The 18794-nt window shown below is 75.3% G+C and carries 18 protein-coding genes and 1 pseudogene; 3 read left to right on the top strand and 16 right to left on the bottom strand.

Annotated elements, in window-relative coordinates:
- Window positions 1-367: pseudogene (locus ACFXAM_RS30040) on the top strand (hypothetical protein); the annotation flags it as partial.
- Window positions 368-455: 88 nt separating this feature from the next.
- Here ACFXAM_RS30040 and ACFXAM_RS30035 read toward each other — a convergent pair.
- The 8 genes from ACFXAM_RS30035 to proC form a co-directional block, all read right to left on the bottom strand.
- Window positions 456-1469, bottom strand: a complete 1014-nt coding sequence (locus ACFXAM_RS30035) for a lysophospholipid acyltransferase family protein (RefSeq protein WP_380295968.1) — start codon at window positions 1467-1469, stop codon at window positions 456-458.
- A 6-nt stretch (window positions 1470-1475) separates the two neighbouring features.
- A complete protein-coding gene (locus ACFXAM_RS30030; RefSeq protein WP_380295966.1) occupies window positions 1476-2579 on the bottom strand; it encodes an NAD-dependent epimerase/dehydratase family protein in 1104 nt (367 codons plus the stop codon).
- A 150-nt stretch (window positions 2580-2729) separates the two neighbouring features.
- Window positions 2730-2828: a 30S ribosomal protein bS22 gene (locus tag ACFXAM_RS30025; RefSeq protein ID WP_003948845.1), complete on the bottom strand. Its 99-nt coding sequence runs from the start codon at window positions 2826-2828 to the stop codon at window positions 2730-2732.
- A 189-nt stretch (window positions 2829-3017) separates the two neighbouring features.
- Window positions 3018-3227, bottom strand: a complete 210-nt coding sequence (locus tag ACFXAM_RS30020) for a helix-turn-helix domain-containing protein (protein ID WP_045937940.1) — start codon at window positions 3225-3227, stop codon at window positions 3018-3020.
- 251 nt (window positions 3228-3478) lie between these two features.
- Complete coding sequence (locus ACFXAM_RS30015; protein ID WP_380295964.1) at window positions 3479-4675, bottom strand: acetoin utilization protein AcuC; 1197 nt, start codon at window positions 4673-4675, stop codon at window positions 3479-3481.
- Window positions 4676-4746: 71 nt separating this feature from the next.
- Complete coding sequence (locus ACFXAM_RS30010) at window positions 4747-5973, bottom strand: MFS transporter (RefSeq protein ID WP_380295962.1); 1227 nt, start codon at window positions 5971-5973, stop codon at window positions 4747-4749.
- A 141-nt stretch (window positions 5974-6114) separates the two neighbouring features.
- On the bottom strand, window positions 6115-6768 hold the full coding sequence (locus tag ACFXAM_RS30005; protein WP_380295960.1) for an HAD family hydrolase: 654 nt from the start codon (window positions 6766-6768) through the stop codon (window positions 6115-6117).
- A 31-nt stretch (window positions 6769-6799) separates the two neighbouring features.
- A complete protein-coding gene (proC, locus tag ACFXAM_RS30000; protein WP_380295958.1) occupies window positions 6800-7627 on the bottom strand; it encodes a pyrroline-5-carboxylate reductase in 828 nt (275 codons plus the stop codon).
- 190 nt (window positions 7628-7817) lie between these two features.
- Here proC and ACFXAM_RS29995 point away from each other — a divergent pair, with 190 nt between their 5' ends.
- Complete coding sequence (locus ACFXAM_RS29995; protein ID WP_380295956.1) at window positions 7818-8252, top strand: hypothetical protein; 435 nt, start codon at window positions 7818-7820, stop codon at window positions 8250-8252.
- 132 nt (window positions 8253-8384) lie between these two features.
- The gene (locus ACFXAM_RS29990; protein ID WP_380295954.1) at window positions 8385-9737 is read left to right on the top strand and encodes a hypothetical protein; all 1353 of its coding nucleotides are present in this window, start codon (window positions 8385-8387) and stop codon (window positions 9735-9737) included.
- Between the two features lie 12 nt (window positions 9738-9749).
- On the opposite strand, the gene ACFXAM_RS29985 is transcribed toward ACFXAM_RS29990, so the two are convergent.
- From ACFXAM_RS29985 to ACFXAM_RS29950, 8 genes are all read right to left on the bottom strand, one after another.
- Window positions 9750-10277: a hypothetical protein gene (locus ACFXAM_RS29985; protein ID WP_380295952.1), complete on the bottom strand. Its 528-nt coding sequence runs from the start codon at window positions 10275-10277 to the stop codon at window positions 9750-9752.
- Between the two features lie 92 nt (window positions 10278-10369).
- Window positions 10370-12214 (bottom strand): dihydroxy-acid dehydratase, encoded by a 1845-nt coding sequence (gene ilvD / locus ACFXAM_RS29980; RefSeq protein WP_380295950.1) that lies wholly within the window; start codon window positions 12212-12214, stop codon window positions 10370-10372.
- Window positions 12215-12391: 177 nt separating this feature from the next.
- Window positions 12392-13162, bottom strand: a complete 771-nt coding sequence (locus tag ACFXAM_RS29975) for a class I SAM-dependent methyltransferase (protein ID WP_380295948.1) — start codon at window positions 13160-13162, stop codon at window positions 12392-12394.
- 39 nt (window positions 13163-13201) lie between these two features.
- Window positions 13202-13996: a class I SAM-dependent methyltransferase gene (locus ACFXAM_RS29970; protein ID WP_380295947.1), complete on the bottom strand. Its 795-nt coding sequence runs from the start codon at window positions 13994-13996 to the stop codon at window positions 13202-13204.
- Window positions 13997-14028: 32 nt separating this feature from the next.
- Window positions 14029-14856, bottom strand: a complete 828-nt coding sequence (locus tag ACFXAM_RS29965; protein ID WP_380295969.1) for a sugar phosphate isomerase/epimerase family protein — start codon at window positions 14854-14856, stop codon at window positions 14029-14031.
- Window positions 14857-15374: 518 nt separating this feature from the next.
- On the bottom strand, window positions 15375-16337 hold the full coding sequence (locus ACFXAM_RS29960; protein WP_380295945.1) for a Ppx/GppA family phosphatase: 963 nt from the start codon (window positions 16335-16337) through the stop codon (window positions 15375-15377).
- A 179-nt stretch (window positions 16338-16516) separates the two neighbouring features.
- The gene (locus tag ACFXAM_RS29955) at window positions 16517-17824 is read right to left on the bottom strand and encodes an SUKH-4 family immunity protein (RefSeq protein ID WP_380295943.1); all 1308 of its coding nucleotides are present in this window, start codon (window positions 17822-17824) and stop codon (window positions 16517-16519) included.
- Between the two features lie 91 nt (window positions 17825-17915).
- Window positions 17916-18794 (bottom strand): toxin glutamine deamidase domain-containing protein (locus ACFXAM_RS29950; protein ID WP_380295941.1); only part of this gene is annotated, 879 nt, incomplete at its 5' end.

Genomic DNA, 18794 nt, shown 5'->3' with positions numbered 1-18794 from the left:
GGGCGGCGCCGGCGGCGGCCCGGCGAACAGCCCCGCCGGCGGCCGGCCGGGCGTAGCCCCGCAGGTCCCGCCCCAGGGCGGCATCCCCGCCCCGGCGGCGCCCGCGGCCCCGCTCCTGCCGCTGCCGAGCGGCCCGGCCAACGTCGTCCCGCCCCCGGTCGGCGGACTGGTCGACGACCTCACCAGCGGGCTCACCGGCGCCAGGCCCTCGCCCAGCGCCGACGCCCCCGCCCCGGCGCCGGACCAGCCCCCGGCGCCGTCGGCCGAGGCACCGCCGAGCGCGAGCGCCGACCCCGCCCAGCAGGGCGTCGAGGTGCCCCCGCTGATCCCGGGGCTGCTGCCCGGCCTGCGGATCCTCGGCGGCTGACCGGGCGCGGAGAACGCACCGGGCCCCGGCGGACACCTCGTCCGCCGGGGCCCGGCCGCGTCCGCCCCCCCGTCAGAAGAACACCGGCTCAGAAGAACACCGACCGCCGCCGCACCAGCAGCTGGTAGAGGGTGTGCTGGATGGTCTCCCGCACCTCGTCGGCCAGGTCGAAGACCAGCATCGGGTCGTCCGCCGCCTCCGCCGGGTGCCGGTCGGTGGCGATCGGCTCGCCGAACTCGATGATCCACTTGGTCGGCAGCGGAACCGCCCCGAGCGGCCCCAGCCACGGGAAGGTCGGCGTGATCGGCACGTACGGCAGGCCCAGCAGCCGGGCCAGCGTCCGGAAGTTCCCGATCATCGGATAGGTCTCCTCCGCCCCGACGATCGAGCAGGGCACGATCGGCACCCGCGCCCGCAGCGCCGAGGAGACGAACCCGCCCCGGCCGAACCGCTGCAGCTTGTACCGCTCGGCGAACGGCTTGCCGATCCCCTTGAAGCCCTCCGGCCAGACGCCGACCAGCTCGCCGCGCTCCAGCAGGGCCTGGGCGTCCTCGTTGCAGGCCAGGGTGTGCCCGGCCTTGCGGGCCAGCTCGTTGACGCCGGGCAGCACGAACACCAGGTCGGCGGCGAGCATCCGCAGGTGCCGGTGGCTCGGGTGGTGGTCGTGTATCACCACCTGGGTCATCAGGGCGTCCAGCGGGATCGTCCCGGAGTGGTTGGCGACGATCAGCGCGCCGCCCTCGGCCGGGATGTTCCCGATCCCGCGCACCTCCACCCGGAAGTACTTCTCCGCCAGCGGCCGCAGCAGCCCGAGCAGCACCTCCTCGGTGAGCTCCCGGTCGAAGCCGAACTCGTCGACCTCGTAGTCGCCGGTGATCCGGCGGCGCAGGAACGCCAGGCCGTCGGCGGCCCGGTCCTCCCAGCCCTTGCCGAACGCCCGGGTCGCGGCGGCGCCGAGCCGCCCGGCCAGCGCGCCCCCGACCACGCCGGCGACCCGGTCGGCGAACCCCGGGCCGTCGGCCGGCGGCTCGCTCCAGCTCGGCGCGGACTCGATCGGGATGACCTTCGCCTCACCCGGCGCGTTGTCGGCGGCGGCACTCATGCGGGTTCAGCTCCTGGGTCGGTGCGGGCGGGCGGTGGCGCCGGCCCCGTCGGGCCCGGCCAGCAGCGCGGCCAGGCCGTCGGTGACGGCGGTGAGCCGCTGCGGGGGCAGCAGGCCGGGGGACTGCGCGGCGGCGAAGTCCGCGAAGGCCTCCGGGGTGGTGAACACCGGACGGTAGCCGAACGTCTCGCGCAGCCGCGTGGTGTCCACCACCCGGCCGTGGGTCAGCAGCCGCAGCTGTTCGGGAGAGACGTCCACCAGCCGGGTCTGCCGGGCCAGCCCGGCCATCCAGCTCACGGCGGGCAGCAGCAGCGGCAGGGTCGGCCGGCCGAGCCGGCGGGCGCACTGGGACAGCAGCAGCACGCCCTCCCCCGCGACGTTGAGGGTGCCGGTGTTCACGGTGCCCGGCGCGGCCGGGAAGGAGGCCCGGCAGAGCACCTCCACCACGTCGTCCTCGTGCGCGAACTGCAGCCGGGGGTCGTAGCCGAGGACGGTCGGCAGCACCGGCAGCGCGAAGTACTCGCCGAGCGGGGTGTCGGCGCCCGGGCCGACGATGTTGGCGAACCGCAGCACGGTGACCGCGACGTCCGGGCGGCGCCGGGCGAAGCCGCGGACGTAGCCCTCCACCTCGACGGCGTCCTTGGCGAAGCCGCCGCCCGGCAGGACCTTCGGCTGGGTCCGCTCGGTGAACACCGCCGGGTCGCGCGGCGCCGAGCCGTAGACGCCGGTGGTCGACTTCACCACCAGCCGCCGCACCCCGGCCGCCTTCTGGCAGGCGCCGAGCAGCTGCATGGTGCCGATCACATTGGCCTCCTTCACCGCCGAGCGGTGGGTGGAGCCGAGACCGGTGGCACTGACCGCGAGGTGGACGACCGTGTCGACGCCGTGCTCCGCGATCACCCGCGACACGGCGGGGCGGCGCAGGTCGAGCTGGTGGAAGCGGTACGGCGCGGCGGGCCCCTCCGGCTCCGCGAGCGCGCGCAGCGCCGGTGGCGGCGGCTGCACGTCCACGCCGACCACCAGGTCCACCCCCGGACGGCGGCGCAGCTCGGCGGCGAAGCGGGCGCCGAGGTGGCGGGCCACGCCGGTGACGAGCACGACCGTTCCCACAGCGCTGCACCCCATTCCTCGGCCCGGGAGACCTGCGTGCACCGTACCGCGCCCGCGCGGCGGGCCGGGAAACGACACCGCCCGCCCGGGCCACGAGGGCCGGGGCGGGCGGTGCGAAGCGCTGGGCGCGCAGGGCGCGGCCGGGGGCGCTTACTTCTTGTTGCGGCGCTGGACGCGCGTGCGCTTGAGAAGCTTGCGGTGCTTCTTCTTGGCCATACGCTTGCGACGCTTCTTGATGACAGAGCCCACGGAACAACCCTCGCTCACTGAGACTCTCGCCCGTGAGAGACGGAGTCCATACGACTGACGGAGGGCCTAGCCTACATTCCACACGCCCAGGGCCGTAATCGCGCTCCCCGAGGCGGGCGAACTCAAGGCGAATCCGGGGCGAACGGGTACGGGGTCCACCGTGGTGGACCCCGTACCCGGCCGGCCCGCCTACGCGCTTTCGAGCCGCACGTAGGACTCCTTGAGGTACTCGTGCACTGCCTGCTGGGGCACCCGGAACGAGCGGCCGACCCGGATGGCGGGCAGCTCACCGCTGTGCACCAACCGGTAGACCGTCATCTTGGAGACCCGCATGACCGCGGCCACCTCGGCCACGGTCAGGAAGACGACGTCCTGCAAGGGGCGTTCGCCGGAACTCATGACCATCACCCGACCCTTACCCGTGTGCAAGGCACCGGCTTCCCCTCCGGTGACTCCACCGGCACACGTGTATCCCCAGAGTAGTTATGGGTGGTACCAGTGGGAAGAGGGGGAAGCGCAGTCCTCGTACGGTGAGGGATAAGCCGGTTGCAGTACGTAGCCGATCGGCGGTCTGCACTAGTCGGCGTGCGCACGGAACGCGACCGGGCACCAGGTCTTCACAAGCGGGGGCGCCGGTTCGGCCGCCCGGGTCAGGGCATCAGGCCGTGGTGCGGCAGGACGGCGCGGCGGGTGGCCAGGATCGCCTGGTCGAGCCGGTCCGCCGGATCGTATCCCGCGTCGAAGTCGCGCCAGACCGGCCGGGCGCCGTCGGTCATCCGCAGCGGGGCCGGGCGGCGGGTGCGCCGGTAGACCTCGGCGCGCCAGGACTCCGGGGTCTCGGTGGCCGGGTCGACGGGGCGGCCGGCCGCGGTGGCGACCAGGTGGGTCCAGGTGCGCGGGACGACGTCGACGACGGCGTAGCCGCCCCCGCCGAGGGCGAGCCAGCGGCCGTCGGCGTGCTCGTGGGCCAGCGCGTGCAGCTCCTGGGCGATGGCCCGCTGGGCGTCCACGGTGACCGCGAGGTGGGCGAGCGGGTCCTCCAGGTGGGTGTCGGCGCCGTGCTGGGTGACCAGGACCTGCGGGCGGAAGGCGGCGAGCAGCTCGGGCACCAGGGCGTGGAAGGCGCGCAGCCAGCCGGTGTCGCCGGTGCCGGCCGGCAGCGGGAGGTTCACCGCGGAGCCCTCGGCGCCGGGGCCGCCGGTCTCGCTGGCCCAGCCGGTCTGCGGGAAGAGGGTGGCGGGGTGCTCGTGCAGGGAGACGGTGAGCACCCGGGGGTCGTCCCAGAAGGCCGCCTGGACGCCGTCGCCGTGGTGGACGTCGACGTCGACGTAGGCGATCCGCTCGGCGCCGAGTTCGAGCAGCCGGGCGATGGCGAGCGCCGGGTCGTTGTAGACGCAGAAGCCGGAGGCGCGGTCGGGCATGGCGTGGTGCAGTCCGCCGGCGAAGTTGACGGCGTGCGGGGTCTCGCCGCGCCAGACGGCCTCGGCGGCGGCCACGGACTGGCCGGCGATCAGCGCGGAGGCGGAGTGGACGGCGGGGAAGGACCAGTTGTCGTCGGTGCCCAGGCCGTGCCGCGGGTCCTGCCGCTCGGGGTGGGCGGCGGCGAACTTGACCGCCTCGACGTACTCCGCGGTGTGCACCAGGCGCAGGGTGGACTCGCCGGCGGGCGGGGCGGAGCGGACGGTGACCCCCGGTCCGGCGGCGAGGCCGAGGTCCTCCACCAGGCGCATGGTGAGCGCCAGCCGGGTCGGGTCCATCGGGTGGCCTGGGCCGAAGTCGTAGGCGGTGACCGCCTCGTCCCAGAAGAGGTGCAGGCCGCAGGAGGGGTCACGCTCGGCTTCGGGCATGGCCTCCACCGTAGCGGGTGGGGGCGGCGCGGCCCGGCAACGGGTCCTTGGACGCCGGTCGTACGGGCCGGTCAGACCTGGTCGCGGACGGCCGTCCGGGCGGGGAGGGCGGCCGCCGGGGCCGGGGCGAAGCGGTCGGCGAGCGGGAGGACGGCCAGCACCAGGAGCATCGGCGCGAGCAGGGCCCAGCGGTAGGAGCCGGCGTCCGCCAGCACGCCCACCAGGGGCGAACCCAGCAGGAAGCCCACGTAGTTGAACAGGTTGAGCCGGGCCACCGCGGCGTCCCGGTCGGCCGGGAAGAGCCGGCCGCCGGCCGCGAAGACCTGCGGGATGATCGCGCAGATCCCCAGGCCCAGCACGGTGAAGCCGGCGATCCCGGCCCAGGCGCCCGGTGCGGCGGCGGCCACCGCGAAGCCGAGCGCGGCCAGCGCGGCGCCGGTGCGCACCACCGGCACGGCGCCCCAGCGCTGCACGGCGCGGTCCCCGAGCGCCCGGCCGAGCAGCATCGCCACCATGTAGCCGAGGTAGGAGAGCTTGGCGAGGTCCTCGGGGCTGTCCAGCCCGTCGGTCAGGTACTTGACGCTGTAGTTGGAGACCGAGGCGTCGGCGATGTACGCGAAGGCCATCGCCAGGCAGAGCGGCAGCAGCGGGCGCCAGGGGAGCGCCCGGGCGGCGGCCTCGGCGGCCTCGGCGGACTTCCGGACGCCGTCGCCGAGGTCGGCGGGCCCGGCGAGGAAGGGACCGGCCAGCAGCGCGAACGGGGCGATCACCGCGGCCGCCGTCCCGAACAGCACCGGCAGGCCGAGGTCGGCGTGCGCGCCGAGCCCGGCGACGGCCGCGCCGAGGATCCCGCCGAGGCTGAACGCGGCGTGGAAGCCGAGCATCACGGAGCGGCCGTAGCGGTGCTGGAGGCCGACCCCGAGCATGTTCATGCTGGCGTCCAGCGCGCCGACCAGCAGCCCGAACGCGCCCAGGGCGAGGGCCAGTTGCCAGAGCGCGTCGCCGAGGCCGACGGCCGCCAGGGTGACGCAGACGGCCGGCTGGACCACCCGCAGCACGGCCCGCGCGCCGGTGCGGCGGACCAGCCGCTCGGAGGCGACCGACCCCACCCCGGCGAGGACCGGCACCGCGGCCAGGAAGAGCGGCAGCAGCGCGTCGCTCAGCCCGTAGCGGTCCTGGATCTCCGGGATGCAGGTGACCAGCAGGGCGAAGGTGACGCCCTGGAGCAGGAAGCTCGCGGCCAGCGCGGCCCGGGCCGCCCGGAGCCGGGGCGTGACGGCGGGACCCTCGGTACGCACATGCACCTCACTACTGGCCGGTACGGCGGTGGTGAGGCGAGAGCGTACGGCCGGACGGCCGCTTCCGGGAGGGGGTGCGCACGCCGGAAACCGCCGGCGCTCCCCCGCGGCCGACGGCGGGGCCGGGCCGGGGCCGGGCGCTCAGCCGAGCAGGGCGGGGACCTCGGCCAGGTCGGCGATCAGGCCGGTGGCGCCGGCGGCGGTCAGCTTCGCCGGGTCGGTCAGCGCGGTGTAGCCGTAGACGTCCATGCCGGCCGCGCGGGCGGCGAGCACGCCGTTGGGGCTGTCCTCCAGCACCAGGCAGGCCGCCGGGTCGACGCCGAGGGTGCGGGCCGCGTGCAGGAAGAGGTCCGGCGCGGGCTTGCCCACGCCGACGTCCTGGGCGCTGAAGATCCGCTCCTCCGCGAGGTGGCCGCGCAGGCCGGTGACGTCCAGCGCGGCGCGGATCCAGCTGTGGTGGGCGGAGGAGGCCAGGCAGTAGGGCACGGCGCGGCGCCGGAGCTCCTTCAGCAGCGCGTCGGCGCCCCGGACGGGGGCCAGGCCGGTGGCGAAGGCGTCGAAGACCCGGCCGTGGAAGGCGTCGTCGAAGCCCTCGGGGAGCCGGGCGCCGTCGTACCGCTCGGCGATCACGTCATGCACCCGGTGGGCGGCGGTACCCATGAAGTCCCGGTAGGAGTCCTCGATCGTGGTCGGGTAGCCGAGTTCGGTGAGGTACTCGGCCAGCAGCCGGTTGGAGAGCGGTTCGCTGTCCACCAGAACGCCGTCGTTGTCGAAGATCACCAGCTCATAGGTCATGCGTTCGACCCTATCGGCCCGGTCGCGGCGGTCACCTGCCGCCGGAGGCCAGCTCCCGGGAGCGGTCCCGGGCCGCCTCCAGGGCGCCCAGCAGGGCCGCCCGCACCCCGTGGTTCTCCAGCTCGCGGATGGCCGCGATGGTGGTGCCGGCCGGCGAGGTGACCGCCTCGCGCAGCTTCACCGGGTGCTCGCCGGAGTCCCGCAGCATGACCGAGGCGCCGATCGCCGACTGCACGATGAGGTCGTGGGCCACCTGGCGGGGCAGGCCGAGCAGGATGCCGGCGTCGGTCATCGCCTCGACCAGGAAGTAGAAGTACGCCGGGCCGGAGCCGGAGAGCGCGGTCGCCGCGTCCTGCTGGGACTCGGGCAGCCGCAGCGCCTTGCCGACCGAGCGGAAGATCTCCTCCGCCCGCTCCAGGTGGGCCTCGGTGGCGTGCGAGCCGCCGGAGATCACGCTCATGCCCTCGTCGACCAGGACGGGCGTGTTCGGCATCACCCGGACCACCGGGGTGCCGGTCGCCAGCCGGGCCTCGAACCAGGCGGTGGGGATGCCGGCCGCCGCCGAGATCACCAGCCGGTCCGGGGCGACGTGCGGCGCCAGCTCGTCCAGCAGGGTGCCCATGTCCTGCGGCTTCACCGCGAGGATCAGGGTGTCGGCGAGCTTGGCGGCCTCGGTGTTGCCCACCACGCCGACCCCGTACCGCGCGGCCAGTTCGGCGGCCCGCTCCGGGCGGCGGGCGGTCACCAGGACGTCCGCGGGGTCCTTGCCGGCCCGCAGCAGACCGGAGAGCAGGGCCTCCCCGATCTTGCCCGTGCCGAGGAAGGCGATCTTCTGTCCGTGCGCCGCGCTGCTGGTCATGGCCGCTCCTTGCCTCCGGTGCCGCGTCCCCGTACCGCGCCCATCCTCGCACCGCGCGACCGGCACGGGCGGCAGCGTCCACTCTGCGGGCACGGCCCGAGGGGGACGGCCCCTAGGGCGAAACTCCGGGATCTCCCCTATGGCCCGGGGGTGGGCGCGGGCGCACCGTGGAGTCATGGCACACGGAGAGATGTCCCGACGTGAGAACCGGCAGGTCGCCGTCGCCGCGGCGACCCTGGGACCGTGGCGGACGGCCGCGGGAGTCGGTGCGGTGGTGGGGGCGACGGACCTGGTGATCGATCTGATCGACGGGGACTGGTCGCTGAGCATGCTGGCCGGTCCGGCCGGCTGGGGCCTGTTCTTCTTCTTCCTGGTCGGCACCGTCGGCGCCCGGCTGCGCCGGGAGGGCAGCGACCGGCGGCTGCAGCAGTGGGCGAACGAGCACCCGTGGCAGGCGGCGCTCCCGGCGGGCGGCGGGCTGCTGGTGCTGAACATGCTGGCGCAGCTGTTCCTCGGCGACGCGGGCGTGTTCGAGGCGTTCTTCGAGTCGCTGTTCCCGGCCGTCGCGCTGGTGACCGTCGCGGGCGTGGTCGGATCGGTGAAGAAGGCCCGCGGCAAGGGCTGACGGGGGCTCGGCGGCGGACACCCCCCCCGGGGGGGGACAAAACCGGCCTGATCCCCGCACACCGCCGGGACGTTCACCCGACGGTGCGGCCCCGATCGAAAACCCGTCACCCCCCGTCGGCATACTGGCGCGATGCCGATCGCCGAAGATCCAGAACCGCGCCCGTCCGAGGGCCGGGAACCGGACGGGACCGCCCCGTCCGGGCCGGACGGGAAGGACCCGTTCGCCGACCTCGTCCTCGACGAGGAGTTCGTCCAGGGTGCTTCCGTCAAGGAGCAGGCGGGCCGCACCCGGATGCTCGCCGCCCAGTGGAAGCACACCCCGCCGGTCGACCCGGGCGGCCGCCGCTCGGTGAACGACGGACCGCCGAAGAAACGGTTCGCCCGCAAGGGCCGGCCGGTCGACGCCTTCGGCAACCCGAGGCCGCGCCGTTCCCCGGAGTGGCGCACGCCGCTGTTCGTGGTGCTGGCCGTCGCCCTGGTGCTCGCCGCGCTGAACATCGACGGGCTGCGGAGCTGGTACGAGGAGCGCACCGGTGGCGACTCGGCGAGCGCGGCGCCCGTCGAACAGGTCGCCCCGGCGACGGCTCCGCCGACCACCGCGCCGCCGCAGGTCGACCCGAAGCAGCCGACCGTCGACCGCCCGTGGGCCGGCTCCCCCGCCGAGGGGTGGCCCACCAGCATCACGGTGTTCGAGCCCAAGGAGCCACCGGCGGCCACCGGGGTGTTCACCGCCCAGCAGGTGGCCGCCCAGGTCGCGCTGGTCAAGGAGTACCTGGCCGCGACCAACCTGGACCCGAAGGTGGTGGCCGGCGGCCGCCCGGAGGCGGCCCTGGCCATGCTCGACTCCGAGACCCGGCAGGACGCCGAGAAGGCGCTCGCCGGGCCCTCCCAGGAGTCCGACCCCACCAGCTGGTTCAGCCGCTTCGACGCGCGCGACGCGATCCCGGTCGGCGACACCTACCGGCTCCAGGGGTGGATCACCGTGGAGGGGGACGGCAAGCGGGGCGTGCTGGTGCACACCGACTTCACCTTCGTGTACCCGGTGCGGCCCGGCCCGGACGCGGCCAAGCGCGCGATGGCGCCCAAGCCCTCCCGGCCGCCGCGGCCGTCGGGCGCCCCGGCGCCGACCGGACCGGGGGCGGGGGACGGCGCGGTCAAGCCGGTGGGCCTGCTCACCCCGGTGGACGACGTGGCCGGGGACACCTGGACCGCGCGGACCCTGGTGCGCCGGATCGCGACGTTCCGTTTCTACGACCCGGCGAAGTACGAGGTCGAGCGCGGCAAGATCTACTTCGAGAGCAACCGGTCCGACGTCGCCAACAGTGAGTGCGATGCCGGCGACGGCTACTACCACCCGCAGTTCGACCAGTTCGCGGCCGCGCAGGCGCCGAACCCGAACCAGTCCGGGCCGACCTCGGACCCGTACGACCTCACCCAGCCGCCGGACCCGAGCGATGTCTGCGGGACGGTCAGCCGCAGCTGAGCGCGGTCCGGCTCAGCGCTTGCGCTTGGCCCGGCCCGGCGTCCTGGCGCCGGGCCGGCCGCTGCGGCCCGCCTGCCGGCGCTCGTAGCGGGCGAGCTCCTGCTCGTAGCGGGCGCGCCGGACGGCCTCGCCCGGCGCCTCGCGCAGACCGCGGACGAAGTAGGCGAGCAGGGAGCCGACCCCGCCGATGATCCAGACCACGCCGAGCGACTTCTCCTCGGCCATCCAGCCGGTCAGGCTCTCCTTGCCCTCGGCGAGCAGCTTCCAGGTGCGCAGCGCGGCGAGCATCGAGCAGATGCCCACGGCGGCGACCAGCAGCCCGTTGAGGAACCCGCCGTTGTCGGCGATCCGGATGCCGTCGACGGCGAAGCGCAGCACGAGGGCGGCGGCCGCGGCGGCGAGCAGGGCGCCGGCCGGGACGAGGACGCGGCGCAGCCGGTAGTCGCCGCCGCGCTCGACCCAGCTGGTGCCGAACCAGCGGATCGGCTCCGGCTCGGGGGCGCCTGCGGGCTGGGCGGAGGGACTGGGTTCCTGGGTCACGGGTCCGATTATCCCCGGTGGGCGGAAACACCGGAGGAGCCGTCCCGGTGGCCGGGACGGCTCCTCGTGTCGCTGCGGGGGCGCGGCCGGGGTCAGCCGAGCTTGCTGACGTCCCGGACGGCGCCCTTGTCGGCGGAGGTGGCCATCGCGGCGTACGCGCGCAGGGCCTGGCTGACCTGGCGGTCGCGGTTCTTCGGCCGGTAGCCGCCGGCGGCCTCCAGCGCGCGGCGCCGCTCGTCCAGGACCTCGGCGGGCACCTCCAGGGAGATCCGCCGGCCCGGGATGTCGATGGCGATGGTGTCGCCGTCCTCGACCAGCGCGATGGTGCCGCCGGACGCGGCCTCCGGGGAGGCGTGGCCGATGGACAGGCCCGAGGTGCCGCCGGAGAAGCGGCCGTCGGTGACCAGCGCGCAGGCCTTGCCGAGGCCGCGGCCCTTGAGGAAGGAGGTCGGGTAGAGCATCTCCTGCATGCCGGGGCCGCCCTTGGGGCCCTCGTAGCGGATGACGACGACGTCGCCCTCCTTGACCCGCTTGGCGAGGATCGCCTCGACCGCGTCCTCCTGGGACTCGACGACGACGGCCGGGCCGCTGAACGTCCAGATCGACTCGTCGACGCCGGCCGTCTTCACGATGCAGCCGTCCTCGGCGAGGTTGCCGTACAGCACGGCGAGGCCGCCCTCGACGGAGTACGCGTGCTCGACGCTGCGGATGCAGCCGCCGGCGGCGTCGGTGTCCAGCGACTCCCAGCGCTCGGACTGCGAGAAGGCCTCGGCGGAGCGGACGCAGCCGGGGGCGGCGTGCCACAGCTCGACGGCCTCGGCGGAGGGCGAGCCGCCGCGGACGTCCCAGGTCTTCAGCCACTCGGCGAGCGAGTCGGCGTGGACGGTGTGGACGTCCTCGTTGAGCAGCCCGCCGCGGTACAGCTCGCCGAGGATGGCCGGGATGCCGCCGGCCCGGTGCACGTCCTCCATGTAGTACGAGCCGTTGGGCGCGACCTTGGAGAGGCAGGGCACCTTGCGGGAGATCGCGTCGATGGCCCGCATGTCGAAGTCCAGCTCGGCCTCCTGGGCGGCGGCGAGCAGGTGGAGGATGGTGTTGGTCGAGCCGCCCATGGCGATGTCGAGGGCCATGGCGTTCTCGAAGGCTGCGCGGGTGGCGATCGAGCGGGGCAGGACGGAGTGGTCGTCCTGGCCGTAGTGGCGGCCGGCGATCTCGACCACGGTGCGGCCGGCCCGCTCGTAGAGGGCGCGGCGGGCGGTGTGGGTGGCGAGCACGGAGCCGTTGCCGGGCAGCGAGAGGCCGATCGCCTCGGTGAGGCAGTTCATCGAGTTGGCGGTGAACATGCCCGAGCAGGAGCCGCAGGTCGGACAGGCGTTCTCCTCGATGATCGCGATGTCCTCGTCGGAGACGTTCTCGTTGACCGCCTGGGAGATCGCGTCGACCAGGTCGAGCTTGCGCACGGTGCCGTCGACCAGGGTGGCCTTGCCGGCCTCCATCGGGCCGCCGGAGACGAAGACCGTCGGGATGTTCAGGCGCAGCGCGGCCATCAGCATGCCGGGGGTGATCTTGTCGCAGTTGGAGATGCAGATCAGCGCGTCGGCGCAGTGCGCGTTGACCATGTACTCGACCGAGTCGGCGATCAGGTCGCGCGAGGGCAGCGAGTAGAGCATGCCGCCGTGGCCCATCGCGATGCCGTCGTCGACCGCGATGGTGTTGAACTCGCGGGGGATGCCGCCCGCCTCCTTGATCGCCTCGGAGACGATCCGGCCGACCGGCTGGAGGTGGGTGTGGCCGGGGACGAACTCGGTGAAGGAGTTGGCGACCGCGATGATCGGCTTGCCGAAGTCCTCGCGGGCTACGCCGGCGGCCCGGAGAAGCGCCCGGGCGCCTGCCATGTTGCGACCGTGGGTGACCGTACGGGACCTCAGCTCGGGCACTGTGCTCCACTCCTTCGGAGGCTGGCTGGCGGCCCCGGTCGTTCGGAGGGTGCGGGGCCACGGTGTCCGTCGAGCCTACGCCCGCCGTCCCGGCGGCGGACGCCGCGTCCGCGATGCGGTCAGCGGCGCGGGCGGCGGCGCGGGCGCGGACGGGCCGGCGACGGGGCGGCGAGGCGGTCAGCCGGGGACGACCGCGAGGGTCAGGTCGAGGAGGTACGGCACGGTGATCCGGCCGTCCGGGAACTCGGCCCGGAGCGCCTCGCGCTCGCTCTCCAGCACCGCACGGCGCCGGTCCTCGTCGAGGACGGCGACGTAGGAGCGCGAGGAGAGGTCGGTGATCAGGTCGTCGACGGTGGTCCGGCGCTCCCAGCGGAGCACGGTGGCGACGGAGTCCAGACCGAGGCGGCGCCACTGCTCGCCGGCCGTCTCCAGTTCGTCGAACTGGCGCACCGCCCCGGGCAGCAGCGCGCGTTCCCGGTCACCGGCGGCCCGGACCCAGGGCACCTCCTGGTCCATCACGTTCCACCAGGCGGCGAGGGCGCCGCCCGGCCGCAGCACCCGGATCGCCTCGGGCACCGAACGCGCGGGATCCGTCCAGTGGAACGCCTGCGCATAGGTGACGAAGTCCGCCGAACCATCGTGGAAGGGCAACTCGTCACCGCTCCCCCGGACCAGCGCCAGCCCCGGACCACTCGCCAGGAACTGCGCCGCCATCCCCGCACTCGGCTCCACCCCCACCACCTCGGCACCCCGCGCCGCCAGCAACCGCGTCGAGATCCCCGTCCCCGCCCCCACGTCCAGCACCCGCGCCCCCCGCAGACCCCGCCCGGAAAGCCGCTCCACCTCGTCGAACAACTCCTGCGGATACGACGGCCGCGCCCGGTCGTACTCCGCCGCCACCCCACCGAACGACTCCGCCAGCCTGCGGAACTCCTGCACGTCCGTCATGTCCCCTCCCCCGAGCGGCAGTTCACGTCGGACGTCAGCCTACGCGAGCGGCCGGGCCGGGGTCAGGGCCACCGTGAGGTCCAGCACGTACGGCTCGATCACCCAGCCGTCCGGGAACTCCGCCAGCAGGGCCGCGCGCTCGACCGCCAGCAGCGGTTCGCGCTGTTCCGGGGTGAGCGCGGCGAGGTAGGAGCGCGAGGAGAGGTCGGTGATCAGGTGGTCGACGGTGACCCGGCGCTCCCAGTGCAGCACGGCCTTCCCCGACCGCAGTCCGTACGGGGCGAGGTGGGAGGCGATCTCCTTGGTGGCGCTGTAGTGGTGGTACGTCGCGGGCAGCGCGGCGGCGAGCCGCTCGCCCATCGCCCGCACCCAGGTGACGCCGCTGTCCTTCACGTTCCACCAGACGGCGAGGGCGCCACCGGGCCGCAGCACCCGGATCGCCTCGGGCACCGAACGCGCGGGATCCGTCCAGTGGAACGCCTGCGCATAGGTGACGAAGTCCGCCAAACCATCGTGGAAGGGCAACTCGTCACCGCTCCCCCGGACCAGCGCCAGCCCCGGACCACTCGCCAGGAACTGCGCCGCCATCCCCGCACTCGGCTCCACCCCCACCACCTCGGCACCCCGCGCCGCCAGCAACCGCGTCGAGATCCCCGTCCCCGCCCCCACGTCCAACACCCGCGCCCCCCGCAGACCCCGCCCGGAAAGCCGCTCCACCTCGTCGAACAACTCCTGCGGATACGACGGCCGCGCCCGGTCGTACTCCGCCGCCACCCCACCGAACGACTCCGCCAGCCCGCGGAAGTCGCCTCCGGTCCCGTTCCGGTCCGCCATGTCTCCCCCTGAGTCCGGCAGTTCGTGTGCTGTCAGCGTACGCGCGCGGGGGTGGCCAGGTGCAAGCGGGTGAAGGCGAGCGCCTCGGCGAGATCGGCCTCGCGTTCGGCGGGCGACGCGGCCCGGCGGGTGTTGACCTCCAGCACCACGTGGCCGTCGAACCCGGTCCGGGCGAGGTGTTCCAGCAGCTCGGCGCAGGGCTGCTTGCCCCGGCCGGGGATGAGGTGCTCGTCCTTCCCGGAGCCCGAGCCGTCCGCCAGGTGGATGTGGGCGAGCCGGTCCCCCATCCGGTCGACCATCGCGAAGGCGTCCACCCGTGAGGTGGCGACGTGCGAGAGGTCAATGGTGAAGTGCCGGTACTCCTCGTCGGTGACGTCCCAGCCCGGCGCGTAGGCCAGCACCTCGCGGTCCTTGTAGCGCCACGGGTACATGTTCTCGACGGCGAACCGGACGTCGCTCTCCCCCGCCATCCGGTGGATGCCCTCGACGAACTCCCGGGAGTACTGGCGCTGCCAGCGGAACGGCGGGTGGACGACGACCGCGCTCGCGCCGAGCTTCTCGGCCGCCGCGCGGGCGCGGACCAGCTTGGTCCACGGGTCGGTGGTCCACACCCGCTGGGTGATCAGCAGGCACGGCGCGTGCACGGCGAGGATCGGCATGCCGTGGACGTCGGAGAGGCGGCGCAGCGCCTCGATGTCCTGGCTGACCGGGTCGTTCCAGACCATGACCTCGACCCCGTCGTAGCCGAGCTTGGCGGCGAGCTCGAAGGCGATCGCGGTGTTGGCCGGGTAGACCGAGGCGGTGGAGAGGGCGACCTTGGTGTCCGGGATGTGCAGGGAGGGGTGCGCGGGCAGCACCAGGCGGTCGGTGGTGCGCAGCAGCGGGGGGCGGGCGGCGGCCTGGCGGGCGGCCTTGACGGACTTCACCGACTGGACGGCGGCCTTGGCGGCGCCGGCCGCCCGGGCGGTGCGGGTGCCGCGGGCGGGCTGGGCGGCGGGGGCCCCGGTGGCGGCCGGCTTCCCGGCCGCCTTGCCCGCCTCCTTGCCCGCCGACTTTCCTGCCGCCCGGGTGGCGGCCTTGCGGGCCGCCTTCTCGGCGACCCCGCCGGCGGCCTCACGGGCGGCCTTGCCGAGCTTGCGGGGGCGGGCGGGTCCGGCGGCGGGGGCGGCCCGGTCGGCCGGGCGGGCCGGCCCTTCCGGCTCGGCGCGGCGCGGGGTGTCCGGCCGCGGCTGCCCGTCCTCGGGAGCGCGGCCCTCCCGCGTTCCGTCCTCGTCCGCTGGGTGCGCCACGGGAGACAGCGTAAGCGGACGGCGCCCGGAACGGGGAGCGGGCCGGAGCCCGCCCGACCGCCGCGGGCGCCGTCCGTCAAGGGGCGACCTCAGGGAGTGAGGGCGGGTCGGCGGCGGTCGGCGGCGTTGTCCATGGCGTCCAGGCGGCGCAGGATGATGCCCTCGCGCAGCGCCCAGGGACAGACGTCCAGCTCGTCGAGGCCGAACAGGTCCATCGCGGCGTCGGCGACCAGCGCGCCCGCCAGCAGCTGCTTGGCGCGCCCCTCGGAGACGCCGGGGATCTGCGCCCGCTCGGCGACGGTCATCGCGGAGAGCCGGGGCAGCCAGGCGGCGAGGTTGCCGCGGGTGAGCCGGCGGTCCGCGTACGGACCGGCGTCGGCCGGGGCGGCTCCGGTCATCCGGGCGAGCTGCTTGAAGGTCTTGGAGGTGGCGACCGCGTGGTCCGGGGCGCCGAGCCGGGAGATCTCGCCGACGACGGTGGCGATCTCGGCGCGGATGTGCCGCCGGAGCCCGCGCAGCTGCTCGGGGTCGGCGACGTCGCCGGGCAGCCAGCGGGCGGTCAGCCGGCCGGCGCCGAGCGGCAGCGAGCAGGCGGCGTCCGGCTGCTCGTCCAGGCCGCAGGCGATCTCCAGCGAGCCGCCGCCGATGTCGAGGTTGAGCAGCCGGCCGGAGGACCAGCCGAACCAGCGACGGACCGCCAGGAAGGTCAGCCGGGCTTCGTCCTGACCGGAGAGCACCCGCAGCTCGACGCCGGTCTCCTCGGCGACCCGGCGCAGCACCGCCTCGCCGTTGGCGGCCTCGCGCACGGCGGAGGTCGCGAAGGGCAGTATGTCGACCACGCCCTTGTCCTCGGCGACCCGCAGCGAGGAGGCGACCATGCCGATCAGCCGCTCGACGCCGGTCTCACTGATCGCACCCTGCTCGTCGAGGAGTTCGGCGAGCCGCAGCTCGGCCTTGTGGGAGTAGGCGGGCAGGGGGGCGGCGCCCGGATGGGCGTCCACCACGAGGAAGTGGACCGTGTTGGAACCTACGTCGAGAACACCGAGTCGCATAACTCTCCACGCTACGCGATCCCGGGCCGGAGGAGACCGGCCGTGCCGCTGTTTCTGCTGGTCCGGGCACTGATCGCAGCTCCGGGGGGCGGCCGGGGGCCCGTCCGGTGACGCCGTTCGAACAGTATTCGGACGGCGTTGTTCCGGCGTTCACCCGGACGGCCCGGCGGGCGGGCCGTTCAGAGCAGGCCGTCCCAGAGCTGCTCGACGATCACCGCCCACCAGTTCTCCGGGTCGGCGAAGACCTCCGGGTCCACCGCCGCGAGGGCGTCCTGAAGGTCGGCGACGGCCGCTCCGGCGGCCTCCGGGCCGAGCCCGCGCAGACCGGGCAGCCGGCCGGCGAAGACGTCGAGGGAGCTCACGAAGGCGGCCGCGGAGGCGTTGCAGTGGCGGGCCGTGGCGTGGTCGGGGTCGACGGCGCGCACGGCGCCGCAGGCGGTGTCCAGGGTGATCAGCGCCCAGCCGTCCGTGCCGAGCACCACCTGCGGGGCCAGCGCCCGGCGCTCCCGCTCGGCCACCCGGGTACCGCGGCCCACCGCCGCCAGGTGGTCGGCGAGCGGCGGGAGCACAGTCCGCGGGCGGGCGCCGTCGTGCGGCACGCCGCCGACGACCGGCTCCGGGCGCGGGTCGTGCAGGGCGAAGTAGCCGTCGACGCCCGCCGGCACGCCGACCGTCAGCAGCACGCGGGCGGCCTCGGCCGGCAGGTCGGCGCGGGCGACGTCCGCCGGGGCGAACCGGCGGACGCCGTCCGGCCCGAAGCGGGCCGTCAGCCGCTCGGCCAGCACGTGCGCGGGCTCGGCGGGCGGGCGCGGGACGGCGCGCGGGAACGGCACCCGGTTGCGGGCCGGACCGTCCCCCTCGCCGTGCGGCAGCGCGCGCACGGCCGCCGCCCGGTGGTCGAAGCGCGGGCCGTACGGCAGGTCGGACTCCAGCCGCACGCCGGGCAGTTCGGCCGCCAGCGCGTGCGCCCAGTAACCGCCCGGCAGGGCGCTCGGCCGCAGGTCGGTGCGGACGGCGAGCACCTCCTCGGGCCGGACGCCCTGCTCGCGCAGCCACCACCAGCCGCGCAGCGCCGGGTGGGCGAGGCCCGGCGCCGACCGCAGGGCCAGCACCCGGCGCTCGCCGCCCGGGTCACGGTAGGTCAGTTCGGCACGGGTGCCGCGGCCGGTGGCGGGCGGCCGGGCCGGGTCGTACCCGCCCGCGCCGACGAAGTCCCGGTACAGCCGGACCACTTCGGGCACCGGGACGGACGGCCAGACGGTGAACCGGCCGTCCGTCCGGTCCACCACGGCGCAGGCCGCCCCGATCTCCTCGGGTGCGCGCCGTTCCCCGGTCCGCGGGTCCACCCCGACCGGCGGGGGCTCGGCCCAGACCACCCAGCCCAGCTCGAACTCGTGCGACCGGACCCGCCGGGCGCCCGCCGCCGGCAGGTCCCCGTTGATCCACCGATGCGCCGCCTCGATCGCCGCCGCCCTCGTCACCGCCACCGCGGCCACCTCCACTCGCTCGTTGCCCGCCCCTCGCGCCGATTCTCCGGACCGGTCCGCGTCCTGGCCCGCGGCCGGGACCGTCCCCCGCTCACGGGGCAGGGGCGAGGAGGTCCAGGGGGCGGCCCTCGGGACCGAGGGCGATGGCCCAGAGGCCGTGGTCGGCCGGGTGGAGGGGGGCCGGGTCCCGGCGGCCCGCCTGGTGGTCGAGGTAGGTCACGGTGTCCCGGTGGTTCACCGCGTTCCAGGCGTGCGGGCGGCCGAAGCCGTCCAGGGTGAGCAGCACGGCCTGGGCGCCGTGGCCGGCCCGGCGCAGTTCGCCCGCGAGGCGGGCGAAGGCCTGGTCGCCGTCGCCGAGGTCGCGGAACGGCGCGCCGAGTTCGCGCTCGGCGCGGTCGCGGCCGCCGCGTTCGCCCGCGTCCCCCTCGGTGGGGATCCGCGGCGCGGCGCAGGTCGGCCGGCCGGTGAAGGTGTCGACGGCGGAGAGGGCGATCTCCAGGCTGTTGTTGGCCCGCCCCGGTTCGCGGTACCCGCCGTCGTTGACCACCTCGGTCCAGCCGCCCTGCGCCGGATCGGGGTGACGGGCCGGCAGGCCGTCGGCGTCCCGGGGGGCCCGGCGTTCGATCTCGCGCTGGTGCTCCGGATCGACCGGGCCGAGGCCGCCGGGCAGGCCGGTCGGGCGGCTGTCCGCGATGGTCCGCAGCCGGACGACGGGCGCGCCCGCCACGCCGTCCCCGCGCAGCGCGCGCATGGCCAGGTGCAGGGCGGTCGCGTGCGCGGTGGCCATCGGCACCGCGCCCCAGGCGAGCGCGGACTGGCCGTCGGCGGACGCCGCGTCCGTCCGGCGGCGGTGCGGGTGGTGGCCGTCCGGGTGGTCGTCGGACCGCCCGGGCACGGGAGCGGGGCCGGGTCCGGGGGCGGGGGCGGGCGCGGGAGCCGTACCCGCGCCGGGCCCGATCGAGGGCGGGAC

The sequence above is a fragment of the Kitasatospora sp. NPDC059462 genome, from assembly GCF_042749955.1.
Taxonomy (GTDB): domain Bacteria; phylum Actinomycetota; class Actinomycetes; order Streptomycetales; family Streptomycetaceae; genus Kitasatospora.
This window is presented reverse-complemented; position numbering and strand designations above follow the sequence as displayed.

Excerpts from the sequence above, each read along its gene's own strand:
- ACFXAM_RS29970 (WP_380295947.1), bottom strand. The coding sequence starts at position 13,996 with ATGGCGGACCGGAACGGGACCGGAGGCGACTTCCGCGGGCTGGCGGAG.
- ACFXAM_RS30005 (WP_380295960.1), bottom strand. The coding sequence starts at position 6,768 with ATGACCTATGAGCTGGTGATCTTCGACAACGACGGCGTTCTGGTGGAC.
- ACFXAM_RS29960 (WP_380295945.1), bottom strand. The coding sequence starts at position 16,337 with ATGCGACTCGGTGTTCTCGACGTAGGTTCCAACACGGTCCACTTCCTC.
- ACFXAM_RS29990 (WP_380295954.1), top strand. The coding sequence starts at position 8,385 with ATGCCGATCGCCGAAGATCCAGAACCGCGCCCGTCCGAGGGCCGGGAA.
- ACFXAM_RS30020 (WP_045937940.1), bottom strand. The coding sequence starts at position 3,227 with ATGAGTTCCGGCGAACGCCCCTTGCAGGACGTCGTCTTCCTGACCGTG.
- ACFXAM_RS29975 (WP_380295948.1), bottom strand. The coding sequence starts at position 13,162 with ATGACGGACGTGCAGGAGTTCCGCAGGCTGGCGGAGTCGTTCGGTGGG.
- ACFXAM_RS30035 (WP_380295968.1), bottom strand. The coding sequence starts at position 1,469 with ATGAGTGCCGCCGCCGACAACGCGCCGGGTGAGGCGAAGGTCATCCCG.
- proC (WP_380295958.1), bottom strand. The coding sequence starts at position 7,627 with ATGACCAGCAGCGCGGCGCACGGACAGAAGATCGCCTTCCTCGGCACG.
- ACFXAM_RS30015 (WP_380295964.1), bottom strand. The coding sequence starts at position 4,675 with ATGCCCGAAGCCGAGCGTGACCCCTCCTGCGGCCTGCACCTCTTCTGG.
- ACFXAM_RS29995 (WP_380295956.1), top strand. The coding sequence starts at position 7,818 with ATGTCCCGACGTGAGAACCGGCAGGTCGCCGTCGCCGCGGCGACCCTG.